The organism is Enterobacter cloacae complex sp. S2 (genome assembly GCF_015159675.1).
GTDB lineage: Bacteria > Pseudomonadota > Gammaproteobacteria > Enterobacterales > Enterobacteriaceae > Enterobacter > Enterobacter intestinihominis.
The window spans coordinates 33,610-52,144 of the sequence record NZ_JADDTS010000044.1 but is presented as its reverse complement, the minus strand read 5'-3'; the positions used below and the strand labels follow the sequence as shown (position 1 = coordinate 52,144).

At 56.0% G+C, this 18,535-nt stretch carries 17 protein-coding genes; 8 read left to right on the top strand and 9 right to left on the bottom strand.

Annotation, left to right across the window (positions count from 1 at the left end; translation table 11 throughout):
- The first annotated feature begins 95 nt into the window (after positions 1-95).
- Positions 96-1,520 (top strand): aminobutyraldehyde dehydrogenase, encoded by a 1,425-nt coding sequence (gene patD, locus IPZ49_RS19775; RefSeq protein ID WP_063145845.1) that lies wholly within the window; start codon positions 96-98, stop codon positions 1,518-1,520.
- A gap of 35 nt (positions 1,521-1,555) precedes the next feature.
- Here the strand turns inward: patD and IPZ49_RS19770 are convergent, their stop codons facing one another.
- From IPZ49_RS19770 to IPZ49_RS19760, 3 genes are read right to left on the bottom strand one after another with little or no spacing between them, the layout of a single operon-like run.
- Positions 1,556-1,738 carry a DUF1869 domain-containing protein gene (locus IPZ49_RS19770; RefSeq protein WP_014070439.1) on the bottom strand — a complete coding sequence of 61 codons (183 nt, stop codon included), beginning with the start codon at positions 1,736-1,738 and terminating at the stop codon, positions 1,556-1,558.
- A gap of 3 nt (positions 1,739-1,741) precedes the next feature.
- The gene (locus IPZ49_RS19765) at positions 1,742-2,095 is read right to left on the bottom strand and encodes a DUF1971 domain-containing protein (protein WP_003856958.1); all 354 of its coding nucleotides are present in this window, start codon (positions 2,093-2,095) and stop codon (positions 1,742-1,744) included.
- A 27-nt stretch (positions 2,096-2,122) separates the two neighbouring features.
- Positions 2,123-2,449, bottom strand: coding sequence for a DUF1971 domain-containing protein (locus IPZ49_RS19760; RefSeq protein WP_015570441.1), 327 nt, complete (start codon positions 2,447-2,449; stop codon positions 2,123-2,125).
- Between the two features lie 243 nt (positions 2,450-2,692).
- Here IPZ49_RS19760 and IPZ49_RS19755 point away from each other — a divergent pair, with 243 nt between their 5' ends.
- Positions 2,693-2,866, top strand: coding sequence for a GhoT/OrtT family toxin (locus tag IPZ49_RS19755; RefSeq protein WP_003856960.1), 174 nt, complete (start codon positions 2,693-2,695; stop codon positions 2,864-2,866).
- An 86-nt stretch (positions 2,867-2,952) separates the two neighbouring features.
- A complete protein-coding gene (locus IPZ49_RS19750) occupies positions 2,953-3,711 on the top strand; it encodes an alpha/beta fold hydrolase (RefSeq protein ID WP_063932766.1) in 759 nt (252 codons plus the stop codon).
- Between the two features lie 33 nt (positions 3,712-3,744).
- Here IPZ49_RS19750 and IPZ49_RS19745 read toward each other — a convergent pair whose 3' ends face one another.
- The 3 genes from IPZ49_RS19745 to IPZ49_RS19735 are packed head-to-tail and all read right to left on the bottom strand — an operon-like array spanning position 3,745 to position 10,221.
- Complete coding sequence (locus IPZ49_RS19745) at positions 3,745-5,919, bottom strand: virulence factor SrfC family protein (protein ID WP_063145848.1); 2,175 nt, start codon at positions 5,917-5,919, stop codon at positions 3,745-3,747.
- Complete coding sequence (locus IPZ49_RS19740; RefSeq protein WP_063928894.1) at positions 5,916-8,897, bottom strand: virulence factor SrfB; 2,982 nt, start codon at positions 8,895-8,897, stop codon at positions 5,916-5,918. The genes IPZ49_RS19745 and IPZ49_RS19740 overlap by 4 nt, the downstream gene beginning before the upstream one ends.
- Positions 8,898-8,901: 4 nt before the next feature.
- Entirely contained in the window at positions 8,902-10,221 is a 1,320-nt protein-coding gene (locus tag IPZ49_RS19735; protein ID WP_063145850.1) for an SrfA family protein, read from the bottom strand.
- A 282-nt stretch (positions 10,222-10,503) separates the two neighbouring features.
- On the opposite strand from IPZ49_RS19735, the gene IPZ49_RS19730 reads away from it, so the two are divergent.
- Together IPZ49_RS19730 and IPZ49_RS19725 are read left to right on the top strand one after the other, a co-directional pair.
- The gene (locus tag IPZ49_RS19730) at positions 10,504-12,102 is read left to right on the top strand and encodes an ABC transporter substrate-binding protein (protein ID WP_063145851.1); all 1,599 of its coding nucleotides are present in this window, start codon (positions 10,504-10,506) and stop codon (positions 12,100-12,102) included.
- Positions 12,103-12,201: 99 nt separating this feature from the next.
- Positions 12,202-12,435, top strand: a complete 234-nt coding sequence (locus tag IPZ49_RS19725) for a YdcY family protein (protein ID WP_022648243.1) — start codon at positions 12,202-12,204, stop codon at positions 12,433-12,435.
- A gap of 3 nt (positions 12,436-12,438) precedes the next feature.
- On the opposite strand, the gene IPZ49_RS19720 is transcribed toward IPZ49_RS19725, so the two are convergent.
- Together IPZ49_RS19720 and IPZ49_RS19715 are read right to left on the bottom strand one after the other, a co-directional pair.
- The gene (locus IPZ49_RS19720; protein WP_022648242.1) at positions 12,439-12,888 is read right to left on the bottom strand and encodes a DMT family transporter; all 450 of its coding nucleotides are present in this window, start codon (positions 12,886-12,888) and stop codon (positions 12,439-12,441) included.
- Positions 12,885-13,403 (bottom strand): GNAT family N-acetyltransferase, encoded by a 519-nt coding sequence (locus tag IPZ49_RS19715; RefSeq protein ID WP_063145852.1) that lies wholly within the window; start codon positions 13,401-13,403, stop codon positions 12,885-12,887. The genes IPZ49_RS19720 and IPZ49_RS19715 overlap by 4 nt, the downstream gene beginning before the upstream one ends.
- 148 nt (positions 13,404-13,551) lie before the next feature.
- Between IPZ49_RS19715 and IPZ49_RS19710 the strand changes: the two genes are divergently transcribed.
- The 3 genes from IPZ49_RS19710 (at position 13,552) to IPZ49_RS19700 (ending at position 16,153) form a co-directional block, all read left to right on the top strand.
- Positions 13,552-14,127, top strand: coding sequence for a helix-turn-helix domain-containing protein (locus IPZ49_RS19710; protein WP_017382277.1), 576 nt, complete (start codon positions 13,552-13,554; stop codon positions 14,125-14,127).
- A 66-nt stretch (positions 14,128-14,193) separates the two neighbouring features.
- Positions 14,194-15,228 (top strand): NADP-dependent oxidoreductase, encoded by a 1,035-nt coding sequence (locus IPZ49_RS19705; protein WP_063145853.1) that lies wholly within the window; start codon positions 14,194-14,196, stop codon positions 15,226-15,228.
- A 256-nt stretch (positions 15,229-15,484) separates the two neighbouring features.
- Positions 15,485-16,153 carry a GntR family transcriptional regulator gene (locus IPZ49_RS19700; RefSeq protein WP_063145854.1) on the top strand — a complete coding sequence of 223 codons (669 nt, stop codon included), beginning with the start codon at positions 15,485-15,487 and terminating at the stop codon, positions 16,151-16,153.
- A 132-nt stretch (positions 16,154-16,285) separates the two neighbouring features.
- On the opposite strand, the gene pqqU is transcribed toward IPZ49_RS19700, so the two are convergent.
- Positions 16,286-18,403: a TonB-dependent receptor PqqU gene (pqqU, locus tag IPZ49_RS19695; protein ID WP_063145855.1), complete on the bottom strand. Its 2,118-nt coding sequence runs from the start codon at positions 18,401-18,403 to the stop codon at positions 16,286-16,288.
- Positions 18,404-18,535: the final 132 nt, after the last annotated feature.

The window sequence follows — 18,535 nt, the reverse complement described above, 5'->3', positions numbered from 1 at the left end:
GGGAGTGCGGATTGGTGACGTGACGTTGTCACTCATCGACCCGCCAGAACGTGTGCTGACAGCGAAAACTATGTCGATTTCAACAGGACGATGCTATGCAAAATCAACTGCTGATTAATGGTGAACTGGTGACCGGCGAGGGTGAGAAGCAGGCGGTTTACAATCCTGCCACGGGTGAAGTATTGCTGGAGATTGCTGAAGCGTCGGCAGCACAGGTGGACGCTGCCGTCCAGGCTGCCGATCGCGCGTTCACTGAGTGGGGGCAAACGACGCCCAAAACGCGCGCCGAAAGTTTGTTGAAACTGGCTGATGTGATAGAAGCCAACGCTGACGCGTTCGCACAACTGGAGTCGCTAAATTGCGGGAAACCGCTGCACTGTGTCCAGGGAGATGAGATCCCGGCCGTGGTCGATGTGTTTCGCTTCTTTGCCGGGGCCGCCCGCTGCCTGAATGGGCTGGCTGCCGGAGAATACCTCGAAGGACATACCTCAATGATTCGCCGCGACCCGGTTGGCGTTGTCGTCTCTATCGCGCCCTGGAACTATCCTCTGATGATGGCGGCGTGGAAGCTGGCGCCCGCGCTGGCGGCGGGAAACTGTGTCGTCATCAAGCCGTCTGAAATCACCCCGTTGACGGCGCTGAAGCTGGCGGAACTGGCGAAAGATATCTTCCCGCCAGGCGTGCTCAACGTGCTGTTTGGTCGCGGCAAAACCGTAGGAGATCCGCTGACCGGTCACGAAAAAGTCCGTATGGTTTCTCTCACCGGCTCTATTGCTACCGGAGAACATATTATCGGGCATACCGCATCTTCAGTTAAACGTACCCATATGGAATTGGGCGGAAAAGCCCCGGTCATTGTCTTTGACGATGCAGATTTGGATGCCGTGGTTGAAGGCGTGCGTACGTTTGGTTTCTACAATGCTGGTCAGGATTGTACCGCAGCCTGTCGTATCTATGCCCAGAAGGGGATTTACTCCGCGCTGGTCGAAAAGCTGGGCGCAGCTGTTACCAGCCTGAAAATGGGCGCGCCGGACGATACATCAACGGAGCTGGGCCCGCTCAGCTCCGCCGCGCATCTTTCCCGCGTTTGTGCTGCCGTGGACGAAGCCAAAACCCTTGGACATATCCGCGTCGTCACCGGTGGCAGTAAAAAAGAGGGGGCAGGATATTACTTCCAGCCAACGCTGCTGGCCGGGGCGAAGCATGAAGATGCGATCGTCCAGCGCGAAGTGTTTGGCCCGGTGGTCAGCGTGACAGAATTTGAGGATGAAGCGCAGGTGCTGAACTGGGCTAACGATTCGCAATACGGCCTGGCCTCGTCCGTCTGGACAAAAGACGTCGGACGCGCCCATCGCCTCAGCGCACGGTTGCAGTATGGCTGCACCTGGGTCAATACCCATTTTATGCTGGTGAGCGAAATGCCGCACGGCGGGATGAAGTTATCCGGTTACGGAAAAGATATGTCGGTCTACGGACTTGAGGATTACACGGTAGTCCGACATGTCATGTTTAAACACTAAACCCTCATGCCCGGCGCAGTGCCGGGCGATTCAGCTTACCAGCCACATACCTCGTGTTCATTTTCCGTATCGTAGGCGCGAACGGTGTTCACCAGATCCTTCACGACATCTGCCGCGACGTCCGGGATCAACAGCTCCATTGGCGCTTGTGTTTCATAATCCACCGACACGCCGTTGCTGTTGTTGGTGACGGTCACGGTATAGGTAGCCTTACCCATTATTTACTCCTTATGCGTGTTGACCACTTTACCGATGCCCGCACCGCTGAGCGTGACGGCAGGATCCGCGAAAAAGTCGATATTAAAATAGGTGTCGTCGGTCAGTAGCTCAATGCGGTGCCATTTTTGTGGTGGGGAGATGCCAAAAGAACCGGCCTCAATGACCACTTCCAGATCGGGTTCGGTGGCGTCGCCATCGGCAAAGCCAAAGTAACGCACTGCACCCTGCATGACGGATAACCGACCGTACACGCCGGCTTTGGTGTTGTGATGGGTAAAAAGCGCTTTTGGGGCGGTCTCTTTATTCCAGAACGGCGTCGAGCGGGTATGAACAAAGTTTTCAGGAATACGTAACATCATAGTTTCCTTCATGTTGGCGGGCGCTTAAAGGGACTTAAGCACCTCAGGTTCAACAAAGAATTCAATATTGAACAGGGTGTCGTCGGTCATCACCTCAATGTGGTGCCATCTCTCTGGCGGGAAAACGCCGAAACGACCCGCTTCAATGACGAGCTCGCTGTCAGGCTCAGGTGTAAATTCATCAGCATAGCCCAGATAACGCACCGCGCCGCGCATCACCGACAGGCGAGGGTAAACGCCCGGGCGCGTGCCCGTATCAAGGTGACGTTTAAAAATGCCGGCGGGGGCCGTTTCTTTGTTCCAGAAAGGCGTGGAACGGGTGTGAATGCAACTCTGCGGAATGCGTAGCATGTTTCCTCCCTTAAAAGCCTGCTGTTATTAAACTGCTTTCTGCGGGGATGAATTTATCAATAAGTGCATTTAATATGCATCTTATCAATAATAACCGTTTTGCTTTACCCGGCGTTGTTACACAAGGTACTCAGTTGTTATTATCCTTAGTATTTAAGTGGTTATGATGTAACGAAAAAACTTGATCTGTGTCAACATATGACGCATATTGCGTGCGGTTATTTTTCGGCTCAGGTAAACAGAATGACGTTGTATCAAAAGATGTTGGTGTTCTACGCAATCATGGCCTCCATCTGCGCATTAATCACCTGGTTCCTGTCTAAAGATCGTAAACGTATTCGCCTGTTGAGCGCATTCCTGGTGGGTTCCACCTGGCCGATGAGCTTTCCTGTTGCCCTGTTGATCTCTCTTTTCTGAAGCACGCTTCCAGAATCGGCATCCAGCCATAGCATTCCATACATTGAGGCTGTATAAATATACAGTCCGTCATACATGGAGTGCTTATGAACAGTTTCTATTCGCAGCAAGCAGGCTGCACGGTGCGCTGGCAGGATCTTCCCGGTTTCGGTGACCCGGTTGTGTTTATCCACGGGTTGGGCTGTGCATCGTCGTATGAATATCCTCGTATTGTCTGTGATACCCGTTTCGGGGGGCGCAGAGCCATTCTGATCGATCTTCCCGGTAGCGGTTACAGTGACAAACCTGACAACTACCGTTATCGCACGAGCGAACAGGCGCAGGTGGTGGTTGAACTGTTAAACCATCTCGGCCTGGATAGTCTATGGCTGTATGGTCATAGCATGGGGGGGAGTATCGCGATCGAAACGGCAGCACTGTTAACGTCGCGCGTTAAGGGCCTGATAGTATCTGAACCCAATTTTCATGCGGGTGGCGGGATGTTCAGCCGGGCAATTGCGGCCCAAACGGAACAACATTTTCTGGAACAGGGCTATGATGACATGCTGCGGGCGGAAACGACGGCGTGGTCTGGAAGCCTTCAAAGCAATGCCCCCTGGGCCGTCTGGCGCGGCGCAACGAGCCTGGTCAAGGGCGTTAAACCCGACTGGGAACACCTGTTTTTGTCATTGAGCTGCCCGGTCATGTTAGTTTTTGGTGAGTGGTCCCTGCCTGATGAAGATTTTAATCGCCTGCAACAAAACGGCGTTGCTGTAAAAATTATCCCTGATGCGGGCCATTCAATGTCCTGGGAAAACCCGTCAGCGTTGGCTCAGGCTTTGTCTGGCTTCATAAACGGATCATGAAGGGGTAGCCCGCATTGCTGCGGGCTGCAATGATTAAGACAGCAAGGCAGACAAGGCTTTCCGCGCATCAGGCTTAATGTCATACGGGCACTGATAATCCACATTCTCAATCGCGCGGGTGTAGAGCGCAACCAGCCAGTCATAAACATAGGCTGTCGCCGCATGAACAGGCTGCTCGCCAAGTCGGGTAAGACGGGGTGAAGCGTTGCTCACAACTGGCGTCACAAAAATTGGCTGACCTTTGCGGATCCGGCTTGCAGGCCGTTCAGAAACGGGCGTCAGTTCATAGCCAAGCCAGCTAATGAAATTGCCTGTCGCGGCATGCAGCTGCGCAGCACTGCTTTTATCTGTTTCTGCAATGCGTTGCAGTTGCAGCGGCAGATCCAGCCGGTAGCTGGTAACGATCAGCACATCCGCAATCTGCTGCAATACCTCTGGGTCCAGGCCCAGACGGGCGGCGGCCGCGTCGTTGCGACTCCACTGACGAAGATGGTTAACCCACACGTTATGGGCCAGTCGCGCCTTGTCTTTGGTCTGCAACGCGCCTGGATATTCCGGCGTCTCTTCCGCAAACAGATCGATAACGTCGTTAAACAGGCCGTTGACCTTTTCCTCACGGGGCTGGTGAACCGTCAGCAGCGTCTCAAACGCGTTTAACGGCGGCAGAAGCCCCTCAAGCAGTTCACCATGACGAGCGGCGCTGCCTTGCAGCGTTCGGACCATTTTTTCGGCCTCTGCCCGCCCTGCGCCTGGCTCCTGAGTGAGTGGGGCGACGTATGCGCGCATCAGCGTCGAAAGAGACTGTTGCAACAGCCTTTTCAGCGCGTGGAGACGCTTCTGGCGCTGTGCTGGAAGGGTAGCCTGCGACAGCCATTCAATTACCCGCTGCATGCTGTGGGTTTCGAGCGCCTGGAGCGTGCCCCAGCGCAGACCCGGCTGGCCCAGCAACTGTTGCACCGCTTCGTCCAGATTCTGCTTTGTGGTAAACCGCGCATCGTGAGGGGTAATGGCCCAGACCAGGCCCGGCAACGCGGACTCTTCCACCGGCTGCGTCTCTTTGACCCAGTTTTGCAGGAGCCTGGCCGTTTTTGCCGTCTGCTGGTGGTGGGCCGTCGCATTGCAGATAACCAGGACATCAGGCTGTATGTGCTGACGATAATGCTCCAGCAACCACAGGCATTTTGCCTGCGTCATCAGCGGCGTGTTTTCCTCAGAAATGGCCGGAATATCAATAATATCTACGTTATCCAGAACGCAGTTTTCAACGGGCAGCACCACTTCGCGGGTCAGGCAGGCCAGCACATCGACGGGCAGGCTAATGGCATTAAGCAACTCGCCGTTATTTACCGGATGAAGCAATGTTTCCTGCGCTTCCGGCACGGTAAAGGCCCCGTGAGTAAGGAAACCTTCACACGGCAGACCAAAACTGTCCACCAGCAGACTCAACGGCGCCGCAAGCGCGCTGGCATGGCTGGTTTGATGCAGCACCTGGGCGAGTTTAAGCCACTGCTGGGTTAACTCCTGCTGCTCACCCCACAGCAGAGACCAGACGCTGGCGCGGGTGCTGAGATCAAGCGACGGAACCAGCAGGGCAAACTGGTGCCACAGGGCATCATCAATATGCTGCTTAGCGCCGGGTACTACGGTTTGCCAGAACCGGGCAACGGTCGCGACTTCCTGCGCCGTTATTCCCGGCACGCTGTGCGGCTGACGCAGCGTACGCCACTTCTCAAGCCGGGCTTCAATCACCGATTTATCCACCGCACGGATCTGCGGATCCAACGTGGTGCGGGCGATAAACAGCTGTACCAGCTCGGCCTCCGTTACCAGGCTCAGGCGCAGGGGAAACGCGTCGTCTGCGACCTCGCTGGTCGCTCTGGTGAAACGCACGGCCATATTGGTCGGCGCATGCCCGGGGTTAATATGCGAGAAGTAATCAAACGTGCGTTGACCCGGCGTAACGTTCAGCCGTTCGTCGCCGCTGCCGCACAGGGAGGCCAGCAGATGCGCTTTCGCGGCCTGCGAGTGGCCGTATAAGCCGATGCTGCCCTGGCAGACAAGGGCACGTTCGAGGGCCTCTTCACGCGCGCGCGCGGCGTTAAGGCGGGCAAGCAGGGCGTCGGCTTCGTTATCCAGCATCGGGGCGTGCTGTCGCGTCTCGTTGATCCACCCGATTAAGGCCTGAGTGGTGGCAGTCGTCGCAGTCATTTAAGGTATACGCTCCCGCTGTCGATCCAGTAGTGGCTGCCGCTGTGTCGGCGATCGGCCAGAGTATTCAGTTTAAAGGTCAGGGCGTCCGGCGGCACTGGCGTGCCGTCCTGTAGCCAGGCATCACTCAGCTCGAAAGATTCCGGGCCCTCCTGCTTACTGCCGCCACACAGCTTCAGGCGCACGTTCAGTACGCCGTCGCCCGCAATGGCTTTCGCCAGCTCGGCAGAGTTGATGCTCAGGGTATAGAGCGGCGTCGCGGGCCAGCGGGCATTGGCCAGTTGCCGGAAGCCGAGCGTAACGTTGCCGCGCAGCGGGAAGTGCAGACGGGCGTCCAGTTTCGCGCCGGGTTTATCGAGGTCGATATCGTGATACCAGACGTTCTCGTCCCGCAGGGTATTGATGGTGTTATCCAGCACGCCCAGATAGCGCACCGTAGAGTACGCGCCGATATCTGCTGCTTTAAAGTTAAAGCGCGGCAGACGAAGATCCAGCGCCAGACTGCAGAGCATCGCACCCACGGCGGCGGTGGATTTCGGGTTGCCGATCCGTCCCTGCTGGCTGAACGGATACCATTCATGAACCTGGTATTTATCCAGCCAGACGATGCGGTTGACGGGCACCGGTTGCAGGTGGCGAATCAAGGCCTGAACGCCTGGCAGACAGCCTGGCCGTCCCGTGATCAGCAGAATATCGCAGCTGTAGTGAGAGATCGCCTCACATACCGCATGCAGCGGGGCGGCAAGCGTGAACTGACCCGCCAGCATCGCGTCCTGCATCTCGCGGAAACTGACGTGCAGCGGGACGCTGAACAGATCAAAGTGTTCTGAGCCGGCAGGCAACGCATGGTCGATCGCCTGCTGGAGATAGTTCATCACGTTGCGGGTCGGTTTTTGCGCAAGCAGATCGCCAAAGGTGGCATGCAGCCCGGCCAGCGGATCGTCAACATCGCTCGATTCCCACGCCGCCAGGATCGCGTGACCGATCGGCATAAAGAGCTGAAGTGCCGTCTGCTGGCGCAGGACCGCCTGGGTATCGATCCGCCCGGAGTCACCGAACAGGGATGCCATCAGCTGGGAGGCATCGGCTATGCCGGATTTCTGAAGCTGGGTTTGCAGTGCGGGCAAAACGTAGCGCTGGATCACATCCAGCAGCGTGTCGTCGCCAGCGACCTTGAACCCTTCGCGGAACAGCAGTTGCGGGGTGATTTTGACGTTATTACCGGTACCATCGTCTAGCTGATAGTGCGTGATGGCCATATCCGTCGTGCCGCCGCCGATATCAATCGAGGCCACGCGCAGAGCGCGCCCCGGCTGGACGCCAGGCTCAGGCGCGCGATCCGGACGGGCAAGGGAGGCGAAAAAGGCCTCGGTCTGGCCACCGAAGTGGGAAATGGCTTCGTTATACAGCCACACCAGCTGGCCGCAGCTGGCCTCGTCCCACTCCATCTGGATCTCAGGGACCGGCACCACGCTTTTTTCCTGCTGTTTACGGCTGGCAAAATCTTCATCCTGCGGGTGCCAGCCCATCGCTTTCCAGACGATGGCGATGGCTTCGAACATGCGGCGCCGGAAAATCTCGCGCTCCTGTTTCGGCATCGCCGAAGGCAGGGTGAGGATCAGCGTCCGCAGCTGGCGGGGAGAGGCCGGGAAGCCGAGCCGCAAGCGGGTGGCTACGCTGTTAATCTGGCCAAGCGCCTGAGCCAGCAGCTCGCAGAGCATGTGCGTCATCAGGGTGCTGCGGCTGTACTGCGGAGAGAACACCGGCAGACGCTCATCCTGCGGCAGCGTAAAGAGTGGTTCCCCGTCGTCGTTCATCAGGTTCATCAGCGGAAACGCAGTTGCCAGCGGTTCGCGCTGGGTTTTGCTGTTCATCTGGCTAAAGCGCCAGTCCTGCACCACCGGCGTCTCGTCCCACAGATAGCGACGCGGGCTGGAAATTCCACTGTTGCCTTCCGTGCCCAGACGCTGCATTGCCAGCTTACGCGCTTCATCACCCACGCGGACAATGGACGGCCAGACGAATGCATCCTCCCGGCCGCTTTCCACCGAGAAGTGCTGCTTGCCAAAACGCGCTTCGGAAAATTCAAGACGGCTGGTAAACAGCGGCTCATTCAGGAACTGTGGCTCACTCAGAGATCGTACCTGAAGTTCAGCCGTCTGGCGCAGGCCGTCGTTGGCATCACCATGATCTTCAATAATCACGCCGCAGGTGTGGGTGTTGCCTACGTCAAGGATCAAATCGACAGGAATAGCAGGGGTGCTCAGGGTATGGGTGACAAACTTCACTTCCGGCACGGTGAGTTGTTCACCGAGCATGGAGAGCAGGTTGAGCCAGTGCGCCTGATATTCAAAGCTGCGCATGGCCTGATGCAGCTCGCGCTCGGCGCGTTTTTCAACACCGTCAGCATATTGTGTGAAGGCTTCACGCAGCCAGCCGTCAATCCAGGTCTGGTCGAGGAAACTCTCAACCTCACTGTCGCGCCAGGCGAGGGCGAAACGCGTGCCGTTAAGAATGTCGTTTTCAACCGGCGACAGGGCAGACGTCGCATGCTCAGCAATCTGGCTGTCGAGCGCGACGGTGACCCGGTGCGTATTGCCAGCCGCGTCGGGCGTGGACAACTTCCGTACCTGGACGCGCGACCAGTTATCCGGGCCATCAACAAACGTCCGCGGCGGGTTAAAGCGCAGGAAAGGGAGCGGCAGCCATACACCGTCCAGCACGGTCAGGGAGTCATGCAGTGGAATGGTGCTTTCAGGCTTGACCACTTCCGGCTTCCCGCCATCGGTGGCAGGCAGCGTGTACCGGCCGTTGACCAGGTCAAAATCCAGGCGCAGCAGCGGGCCATTTGCCGTTTTACGCACGAAACGCCCGTTGCTGGCGGTGTCCTGCGGAGTCAGGCCAAAATCGAGAAACTGTACGCCGCTGTTAGCAATCAACGTCACGCTCTGTTTATAGTCGCAAAGATTAACCAGCATAGGATCAGACACCTGCTTTCTTGAACGTCAGAGTAACGACGGTGTTGGCATCGTACCGTGCGGTGCATTCCGCCACGTCGCTGGCACCTGCCTTACAGGTCACTTCCGGCATCGGATAGCGTGAACCGTCGGTGCAACGAGCGTTTCCGCGCGTTTTGATCAACAGCTCGCCGTTGCTGTGTAATCCGGAAAAGACGTCTACCCGGCAGACAATGTTGTCGCCATGCACGACCCGGGCGAAACCTTTATTGTTCTGGATCTGGTAGCGCAGAGACGGCGGTTTGCCGGTGAGCGGATCCTGCACATCGAGAAACGCGCGCCAGGTGCCGTTCAGGAAGCGCGTTAACCCCGCTTTGACCTGGTTTGCCTCCATCACCATCGCATCTTTCGGGATAGCGGTAATGACCACCGGTTCGGCTGCCGGGGCAGGCGTCTTCACCTTCGGCTCTACCACTTCTGCCTGGTGCAGCGGGAGTTTCAGCTCAAGCGGCTCAACCGTCTTCACGGGGGCCGGAGCAATGGCGACATGTGCTGGCGCTGCGGTCGGAGCCTGTTTTGGCCAGAGCAGCGGCGTGGCAATGGCTGCAATAATGACGGCGGCAACCGGCAGCAACCACAGGGGGGAGCGACGTTTTTTCTGCACCACCGCTGGTGCGGGCTCTGACGGCACGGTGTTCATGCGCACCGGCTCTGGCGTATACAGCTCATCTTCGGTGATACGCACGGTAGCTACAGGCGTGATAAGCGGCGCGTCGGCCTGCTCGAAGGTCACCACCGGGGCCGGTTCTGGCTCAGGCTCAGGTTCAGGTTCGTTAATCATCACGGGTTCAGGTTCAGGGACCAACGATTCGCGCAGGCAGTCCAGCACGTCGTCGCGCGCGTTTTCGTTAAGATTGACGAAACCCCAGAAGCAGATCACCGGTTTGCCATCCACCAGGAAAACAAAGTTTTCACCGGGAAACTGGAAAGCTTTAGAGAGCAGAGATCCAAACAGTTGCTGCGCCGTTTTCGGTGACTGAAGGCATTTTTTACTCAGCGACTCCATGCTGGCGAGCGTGTTTTCCAGATAGCGCAGGGCGCGAAAACGATCGTCTTCATCCGCCGCCTTCCAGCTGGAGACGGTTCCCTCAACCGGGGAGTACCAGTCAACGCGATCGCCGCCGTCATTGACCTGTGGAATGGCCAGGCAATCGACGATAGCCTGCTGTTTGCGCAACCGAAGCGCTTCGCGGATTTGCAGCGCTGATTCAAAAACGGCCTGTCCGCCGCCGCCAACGGCCTGAAAATCATCCAGATTACCGCTGCGTAAAAGTGTTTTTGCCACGATTTGGTCCTGTAGACTTCTTCACGCCATTACTTTAGCGAATCAGGTAAGCAAGCAAACGGCGGAGGAGACGACAAAAGGGACGATTTCTTGCGGCATTGATCGTAACGGTTGTGCTTGACGAATAATGGACCTTAAGGCAAATCGGTTTCTGCGGGCTGATGCTAAAACCAGCGAAATGTACGGCTTTAGAATAACCTGATAGTGATTCGTTATTTGTCAGGCCAAAACGTCTGTGCTGTTATTACTGTTCACTATAATAAAACCGAAAGGGTAATAACCATGTTTACAGGGAAAACCGTGCTCGCCCTCGCGCTGAGCGCGCTGCTACCGGCAAGCGCCGCATGGGCGGCAAACAAAGACACCATTATCTACTGCTCTGAGGCGTCGCCGGAGTCGTTTAACCCGCAGATCGCCAGCTCTGGCCCCTCGTTTGTTGCCAGCTCGCAAACGCTCTATAACCGTCTGATTAACTTCGACCCGGTAAAAAACACGCCGGTGCCTTCTCTTGCGGAGTCGTGGACCATTTCGCCAGACGGCAAAACATACACGTTTACCCTGCGTAAAGGGGTGAAATTCAACAGCAATAAATACTTCAAACCGACCCGTGATTTTAACGCTGATGACGTTATTTTCTCCGTTATGCGTCAGAAAGACCCTAAGCATCCCTATCACAATGTTTCCCAGGGTAATTACGAATACTTTAATGACGTGGGCCTCGACAAGCTCATTCAGGATGTGAAAAAGATCGACGATTATCACATTCAGTTCACGCTGAGCGAACCCAACGCGGCTTTCCTGGCCGACTGGGGAATGGACTTCGCCTCGATCCTCTCTGCCGAGTACGCGGACGCGATGCTGAAAAAGGGCACGCCTGAAAATGTGGACACCTGGCCAATCGGCACCGGGCCGTATGTGCTTCAGCAGTACAAGGTGGATTCGCTTATCCGCTACGTCGCCAACCCGAACTACTGGGAGGGAGAGGTGCCGACCAAACACCTGATCTTCTCCATCACGCCAAACGTTGAGACGCGTCTGGCTAAGCTGCAAACGAACGAGTGTCAGATCATTCCTGCGCCGTCGCCGGTGCAGTTTGAAGCGATCAAGAAAAACAAAGACCTGACCCTGCACTCGGTGGATGCGCTGAACGTGGGGTACCTGGCGTTCAACACGGAGAAAAAACCGTTTGATAACGTGCTGGTGCGCCAGGCTCTGAATTACGCAACGGACAAAAAGGCCATTGTTAACGCGGTCTTTATGGGGTCTGGTACGGTCGCTAAATCGCCGATCCCGCCGAACATGCTCGGCTTTAACAAAGACCTGAAGGATTACGGCTACGATCCGGAAAAAGCGAAAGCGCTGCTGAAGCAGGCGGGTCTGGATAAGGGCGCGGAAGTGACCCTCTGGTCCATGCCGGTTCAGCGTCCGTACAACCCGAACTCGCGACGCATTGCGGAGATGATCCAGGCTGACTGGGCGAAAGTGGGCGTGAAGGCGAAAATCGTCTCATACGAGTGGGGGGAGTATCTCTCCGGCATGCGTAAAGGCGAGCATGATTCCGCGCTGTTCGGCTGGATGTCTGATAACGGCGATCCGGACAACTTCGCCGATGTGCTGCTGGGTTGTAACAGCATCAAAACCGGATCTAACGCCGCGCGCTGGTGTGATAAGGGGTATGATGAGCTGGTGCAAAAGGCCAAACTGACCAGCAACCCGGACGAACGTGCGAAGCTGTATGGCCAGGCACAGGAGATTTTCTACCAGCAGGCACCGTGGATTGCGTTAGCTAACGGCAAAACGTTCTACGCGACCCGCAGCAATGTGACCGGGTACAGCGTAAGCCTGATGGGCAGCGATTTCTCGAAAGCGAAGCTGAACTGATCGTATTTTGCCGGGTGGCGGCTATGCCTTACCCGGCCTCGGGTGTCAAATGTAGGCCCGGTAAGCGTAGCGCCACCGGGCACGTGAAAAGGAGTGACAATGTCACATTTAAATGATGTTATCGCCCGCGTCGATGCCACCATCGAAGAGAGCGTAATTACTCACATGAACGAACTGCTGATCGAATTAAGCGATGATGCAGAGCTCAGCCGTGAAGATCGCTATACCCAGCAGCAGCGCCTGCGCACCGCGATTGCGCATCATGGTAAGCAGCATAAAGAAGAGGCGGAGGCACGCCATGCCCACCTTACGCAGGGTGGGACTATTCTGTAAGGGTTAAAACTGGCGCCGCGCCACCAGCCAGGCGCCGACCACCAGCATCACTGCGCCGCAGACCGGGCCAACCAGCGCGCGCAGGGGAACGCCGTTGCTCTTGAGGATGTCCATCACCAGGCCGCCAATCAGCTGGCTTGCCACCAGGACGGCAATGGTCGTTGCCGCGCCCACATTCTGATAGCCGCTAATACTGGCAAAGACAAAAAAAGACCCCAGCAGGCCGGGGATCAACGTCCACCAGCGCACCGTTGACGCCAGTTCGTTAAACCCCGCCAGGCCATTTTTCACCAGCAAAATGCTGACAAACAGCACAATCCCCACCAGCGAGTTCAGCAGCATGGCGATAAGAATGGTGGAGGAAGATTGCGTAATGCGCACCATCAGGGTGTTTTGCACCACCAGCCCAATCCCGGCGGCTACCAGAAACGCTAACGTCAACGATTGATTCATGGCAGAGCATCCGGATCGCTGCGCTCATCAAGCTGGAGCTGCATAAAGGTTAAGTCCAGCCAGCGACCGAATTTGGTTCCCACCTGCGGCATATTGCCGGTGGTAATAAAGCCCAGGGTTTCGTGCAGATGAATTGACGCCTGGTTCTGCGCCTCAATACCGGCAACCATCACGTGTTTACCGATCTGGCGGGCTTCCTTGATTAACTCCGTCATTAGCAGCCGGCCAATGCCTTTGCCCTGATGTTCGGGATGAACGTACACCGAGTGCTCCACCGTGTGGCGAAATCCGTCGAACGCTCTCCAATCGCCAAATGAGGCGTATCCCGTCACCACTCCGTCTTCTTCACTGACCAGCACTGGATAACCCGACAGAGTACGCGCCTCAAACCATGCGATACGGTTATCGATGTCGACAGTTTTATCATTCCAGATGGCGGCGGTGTGCAGCACCGCATGGTTATAAATTTCACCGATAGCGGCACAATCTTCTTTGCAGGCATGACGAACAATCATGGGTAACCTCTGGCTGTGTTGTTCACTATAGTAGTACGATTTACTCACAATATTACACAGTTCTTATATTGCATCGCTACGACAAAATCCCTATTTTTTTGTCACAAAACTGCCCCGAAAAACCATCCGTACACTATAGTATGACGTCATGAATACAATGACAGACAATATGAATCAACGCATTAGCGCCCGCATACGCCTTGAACGCGAGTCGCGGGGCTGGTCATTAAGCGAACTGGCCGAACGGGCAGGTATCTCACGCGCCATGATCCATAAGATTGAACGGGGTGACAGTAGCCCAACGGCGACGCTGCTTGCGCGGTTATCCGGTGCCTTCGGTATTAGCATGTCTACGCTTATTGCGCGCGCGGAAATGCAGGAGGGCAAACTGTTACGTCTGGCGAACCAGCCCGTCTGGCGCGATCCGCAAACCCACTATTTGCGTCGCCATGTGTCGCCGCGCAGCGATATGCCTATCGACCTCGTCCAGGTGGAGCTACCCGCAGGCAGCGATGTGCCGATGCCCGCCTCCTCTTATGCGCTGGCACGACAGCTGATTTGGTTGCAGGCAGGTGAACTGGTCTTTCTGGAGGGGGATACTCGCCATGAAATGAAGGCCGGAGATTGTCTGGAACTCGGGCCGCCAAACGACTGCCGGTTTATCAACGAAACGGATGAATCGTGCCTTTATCTGGTCGTGCGGCTTAATCAGTCCGGCTCATAATGCACAGGCGATCCGCAGGATAACGTGCCAGACTTGAATGACATTTTCAGCAGTAAGGAGCGATGAATGAGTCAATCTACTACGCAAAACCGACGCTGGGTACTGGCTTCCCGTCCACACGGCGCGCCGGTTGCCGATAATTTCCGCCTGGAAGAGCAGCCGATCCCCGCGCCCGCAGAGGGGCAGGTGTTATTACGCACCGTATGGCTCTCGCTTGATCCGTACATGCGAGGCCGTATGAGCGATGCGCCATCCTATTCACCTCCGGTCGAGATTGGCGCGGTGATGGTGGGCGGCACGGTAAGCCGCGTCGAGACCTCCCGTCATCCGGATTATAAAGAGGGTGAATGGGTTCTGGGTTACAGCGGCTGGCAGGAGTATGAACTATCCGACGGGCAGGGGCTGGTGAAGCTGGGTGAAAACCCGTCGCATCCTTCATGGGCACTCGGCGTGCTAGGGATGCCGGGCTTCACCGCGTATATGGGGCTGCTCGATATCGGCCAGCCTCAGGCAGGGGAAACCCTTGTCGTGGCGGCGGCCACGGGGCCGGTCGGCGCAACGGTGGGGCAGATCGGTAAAATCAAAGGATGCCGGGTCATCGGGGTGGCTGGCGGGGACGAAAAATGCCGTCATGCGGTCGACGTGCTCGGTTTCGACGCCTGTCTGGATCACCATGCGGATGATTTTGACGAACAACTGGCAAAAGCCTGCCCGCAGGGCATTGATGTGTATTACGAAAACGTCGGCGGTAAAGTCTTTGACGCCGTGCTGCCGCTCTTGAATACCTCCGCGCGCGTGCCGGTTTGCGGACTGGTCAGCGGCTACAATGCGACCAACCTGCCGGAGGGTCCGGACCGCTTACCGCTACTGATGGGGACCATCCTGAAAAAACGCATCCGTATGCAGGGTTTTATTATCGCGCAGGACTATGGTCATCGTATTGACGAGTTCCAGCAGGAAATGGGCCGCTGGGTGCAGGAAGGCAAAATTCACTATCGCGAGCAGGTAACGGAAGGGCTGGACGCGGCGCCGGACGCCCTGATTGGCCTGCTTGAGGGGAAAAACTTCGGCAAGGTTGTGATCCGCGTGGCGGCCGACTAAACAGAGCATCGGTTATGGCGGGCAGTGTCCGCCATAATTATTTGTGAAGATACGATATATTGTCTTTAATTAATCCATAAGCTTTGCGCGCCTCGGCCCAGCTGAGCCAGAAGTAAAAAATGCAATATTATTTGAACGATTTTAATATTACGCGCGCCCCTCATACCAGGCATGACGATACAGGATATATCTTACCGGCGATGTTTTTTTAAACAGACGCTGAAAATGGCATTTTGTTTGGCTACGGGAATTAAACATGCTTGATTTGGAACATATGGAAAAAGCACAAAGAATCAGTCTGACTTTGCAAGTAGAGAACAGTTTAAAGGGAGCATTAATTACGGGCTCATTAAAACCTGGGGCTCGACTCGTTACAAAAGAGATTGCGGATAAATTGGGCACCAGTATCACACCGGTGCGCGAAGCCCTGCTGCGCCTGGTGTCGGCGGGGGCATTACAGGCCACGCCAGCGCAGGCGTTTTTGGTGCCAGAAGTGACGCTGAAACGCTATAACGAAATTAACGCCATCAGAAAGCAGCTTGAACCCATGGCCGTTGCGGCGGCGTGCCAGAATATGACCGAGACCAAACTGGATGCGTTACGCGCGCTGTCAGATAACTTCAGTGCCGCCATGCATCAGGGCGATGTACAGAAAGCGATCCATGCCAACCGCGTGTTCCGGTTCACGCTCTATCAGTATGCCGAGATGCCGACCCTTCACTCGCTGATTGAGCAGCTCTGGGTACGGATTGGTCCGTGCATTCACTATCTGCATGAAGAGTTAAGCGAGGTTCCCGCAGCGACCTATCATTATGACGATCTGCTTTCTGCGCTTGAGCAAAGGGATGTGACGGCCAGCCGGGAAGCGATCGACAAAGCCATTGATGAAGCCAATATTCTTCTGCAACGGCAATACTACAGTTAAGGATCCCTCTGGCGCACTTATTTGTTTATTTGTATCAAACGTCCTTGATTATATTCCCGGCGCATCAGGCAACCGGGAATGATGTTATTTTGCCTATTTTTTTACCGGCAACGTGCGCTGCCGGAGAATGGTTTACTCAAAACGATAAGAGACCGACAGGCCCACGCCATAGTTACGACCAGGGGCAGGTTCGTAATAGCGGTTGTAGCCAGCGTTAACAATCTCTGAACCGGCGTACTCTTTATCGAACAGGTTATCGACGCGACCAAAGACGTCCATTCCCCATTTGCCGTAGTTGAGTTTATACCCGGTATTCAGGCCCACTACGGTATAAGAGGGCGCTTTAGCGGTGTTGGTATCGTTGGCCATGACATCGCTCATGTAGCGGGCATCTGCCCCCGCGTACCAGCCTTCCTCAGGCTCCCAGCCAAACGACGCATAACCCATGTTACGGGCGATCCCCGGCATCCGGTTGCCGCTACAGTCTGCATTGCTACAGACGTTGGTGCGGTAGGTGGCATCAAGATAGGTCCACGCCATCTTCAGCTTCCAGTTCTCGGCAAACTGCTGGTCGAGCGCAATTTCCACACCCTGACGGCGCGTTTTTCCCGCGTTTTTATAAGTCGTGCGACCATCCTTGCTTTCGTCCACCACGATCTCATTGTCGGTATCCGTGCGGAACAGCGCCGCCGTCAGGATGCCATTGCCGATGCGGGTTTTGCTGCCAATCTCATAGGTGTTGTTGGTGGACGGTTGCAGGTTCATATTGAGGCCACCTTTGCCATCAGAACGGTAGGAAAGTTCGTTGATGGTCGGCGTCTCAAATCCCCGTCCTGCCGCGGCATACAGGTTCCATGCGTCGGTCACGGCGTATTTCACCGCACCTGCCGGGAGCCATTTGTGGTAGCTGGCGTCACCGCTGTCATCGCCGTTTTGCGGGGTAATGTAACGATCGTTGGAGTCAAACCAGACGGAGCTATAACGTACGCCCGCCTCTAAGGACAGTTTTTGCGTTAGCTGCCACTGGGTTTGCAGGTAGGGATCCAGGTTCCACATCAGATTGCGTTCGTCACGGCGTTTATTACCCTTCACGCCATAATCCGGCACGCCGTTGTCCATCACGAAGTTCTCATACCCGCGACGATTTTCACTCATATTTTCGTAGTTCAGCCCGGTGGTGAATGTCACCGGAACCAGCAGCTCACCGCGGTGGGTCCAGCGCGTATCAATACCCTGATAGTGACGCTGCATATCAATCACACCGCCCGAATGCGCAGGATTCTCGCGCTGAGTGGACGCCGGAATGGACTGGTACTGAGTCATTTCACGCTCACCGGCATACATCATCACGCTGAGGTCGTCCTGTTCGCTCAGCTGACGGTCGTAGCGGATCCCGGCCTGGGTCTGCTTAATGGTCTTACGCGTGTTGTACTGATCGCCACGTGGTGACTGGCGCGGGTTATTCTGCCACTCCTGATAGCTCAGTCCGCCCGGATCGTTGGCTTTCATGTCCACGCTGTTAAAAATCAGCGTCAGCTTGCTGACATCATCAATACGCACGCCCAGTTTCGCGTTGGCGAGGTTTTTGCGCGCGCCGCTGTGGTCGCGATAGCCATGGGTGGTGAAACGGGTAGTGGATACGGCGTAATCCACATCGCCCGCCTGAGTACCATCACCCACCGCCCCGGTGGCCTTCATGCCGTAACGCCAGGTGCCGTAGCTGCCGTAATAGCTGCTGGCTTCAATGGTGGCTGGCTGTTGTCCAGTCTGGGTGTTGATGTTGATCACGCCGCCGGAGGCATTACCGTACAGGGCCGAGAAGGGGCCGCGCAGCACGTCGACGCTCTCTATGCTGTTGAGGTCAATGTTTGATGTCTGCCCCTGGCCATCGGGCATGGTTGCCGGAATGCCGTCCACGTACATGCGGATCCCGCGTACGCCGAAGGTTGAGCGCGCGCCGAATCCGCGAACGGAAAGTTGCAGATCCTGAGCATAGTTCTGGCGGTTCTGGATTTGCAGGCCAGGTACGCTCCCAAGGGATTCAGAAAGGTTGATGCGCGGTGTGGCATGTCGCATATCCTCGCCGCTCACCACGCTGACGGCGGCCGGGGTGTCCAGTTCTGAGACGGTTTGCGGCGTGGCGCTGACGATCAGGGTCTGTTCATCCGCGGCCATCGCACTCAGCGGGCCAAAAATGACGGGAACGAACAACAGGGGTAGTGATGCCTTATGGGCAGTAATAATTCTCATGGAGTAAGCCGGTTAAGAAAAAATTCGAACCAAATCAACTGGAACCTGTGTATATATGTTAAATCCTTTGTAAATGTTATGAAAACTATAACCGCACATTTCGTGAATGTAAGGTTTTGCAGGAAAGAAAGA

Bases quoted from the DNA above. Each gene is read 5' to 3' on its own strand.
- patD (WP_063145845.1), top strand. From the start codon at position 96: ATGCAAAATCAACTGCTGATTAATGGTGAACTGGTGACCGGCGAGGGT.
- IPZ49_RS19770 (WP_014070439.1), bottom strand. From the start codon at position 1,738: ATGGGTAAGGCTACCTATACCGTGACCGTCACCAACAACAGCAACGGC.
- IPZ49_RS19765 (WP_003856958.1), bottom strand. From the start codon at position 2,095: ATGTTACGTATTCCTGAAAACTTTGTTCATACCCGCTCGACGCCGTTC.
- IPZ49_RS19760 (WP_015570441.1), bottom strand. From the start codon at position 2,449: ATGCTACGCATTCCGCAGAGTTGCATTCACACCCGTTCCACGCCTTTC.
- IPZ49_RS19755 (WP_003856960.1), top strand. From the start codon at position 2,693: ATGACGTTGTATCAAAAGATGTTGGTGTTCTACGCAATCATGGCCTCC.
- IPZ49_RS19750 (WP_063932766.1), top strand. From the start codon at position 2,953: ATGAACAGTTTCTATTCGCAGCAAGCAGGCTGCACGGTGCGCTGGCAG.
- IPZ49_RS19745 (WP_063145848.1), bottom strand. From the start codon at position 5,919: ATGACTGCGACGACTGCCACCACTCAGGCCTTAATCGGGTGGATCAAC.
- IPZ49_RS19740 (WP_063928894.1), bottom strand. From the start codon at position 8,897: ATGCTGGTTAATCTTTGCGACTATAAACAGAGCGTGACGTTGATTGCT.
- IPZ49_RS19730 (WP_063145851.1), top strand. From the start codon at position 10,504: ATGTTTACAGGGAAAACCGTGCTCGCCCTCGCGCTGAGCGCGCTGCTA.
- IPZ49_RS19725 (WP_022648243.1), top strand. From the start codon at position 12,202: ATGTCACATTTAAATGATGTTATCGCCCGCGTCGATGCCACCATCGAA.
- IPZ49_RS19720 (WP_022648242.1), bottom strand. From the start codon at position 12,888: ATGAATCAATCGTTGACGTTAGCGTTTCTGGTAGCCGCCGGGATTGGG.
- IPZ49_RS19715 (WP_063145852.1), bottom strand. From the start codon at position 13,403: ATGATTGTTCGTCATGCCTGCAAAGAAGATTGTGCCGCTATCGGTGAA.
- IPZ49_RS19710 (WP_017382277.1), top strand. From the start codon at position 13,552: ATGAATACAATGACAGACAATATGAATCAACGCATTAGCGCCCGCATA.
- IPZ49_RS19705 (WP_063145853.1), top strand. From the start codon at position 14,194: ATGAGTCAATCTACTACGCAAAACCGACGCTGGGTACTGGCTTCCCGT.
- IPZ49_RS19700 (WP_063145854.1), top strand. From the start codon at position 15,485: ATGCTTGATTTGGAACATATGGAAAAAGCACAAAGAATCAGTCTGACT.
- pqqU (WP_063145855.1), bottom strand. From the start codon at position 18,403: ATGAGAATTATTACTGCCCATAAGGCATCACTACCCCTGTTGTTCGTT.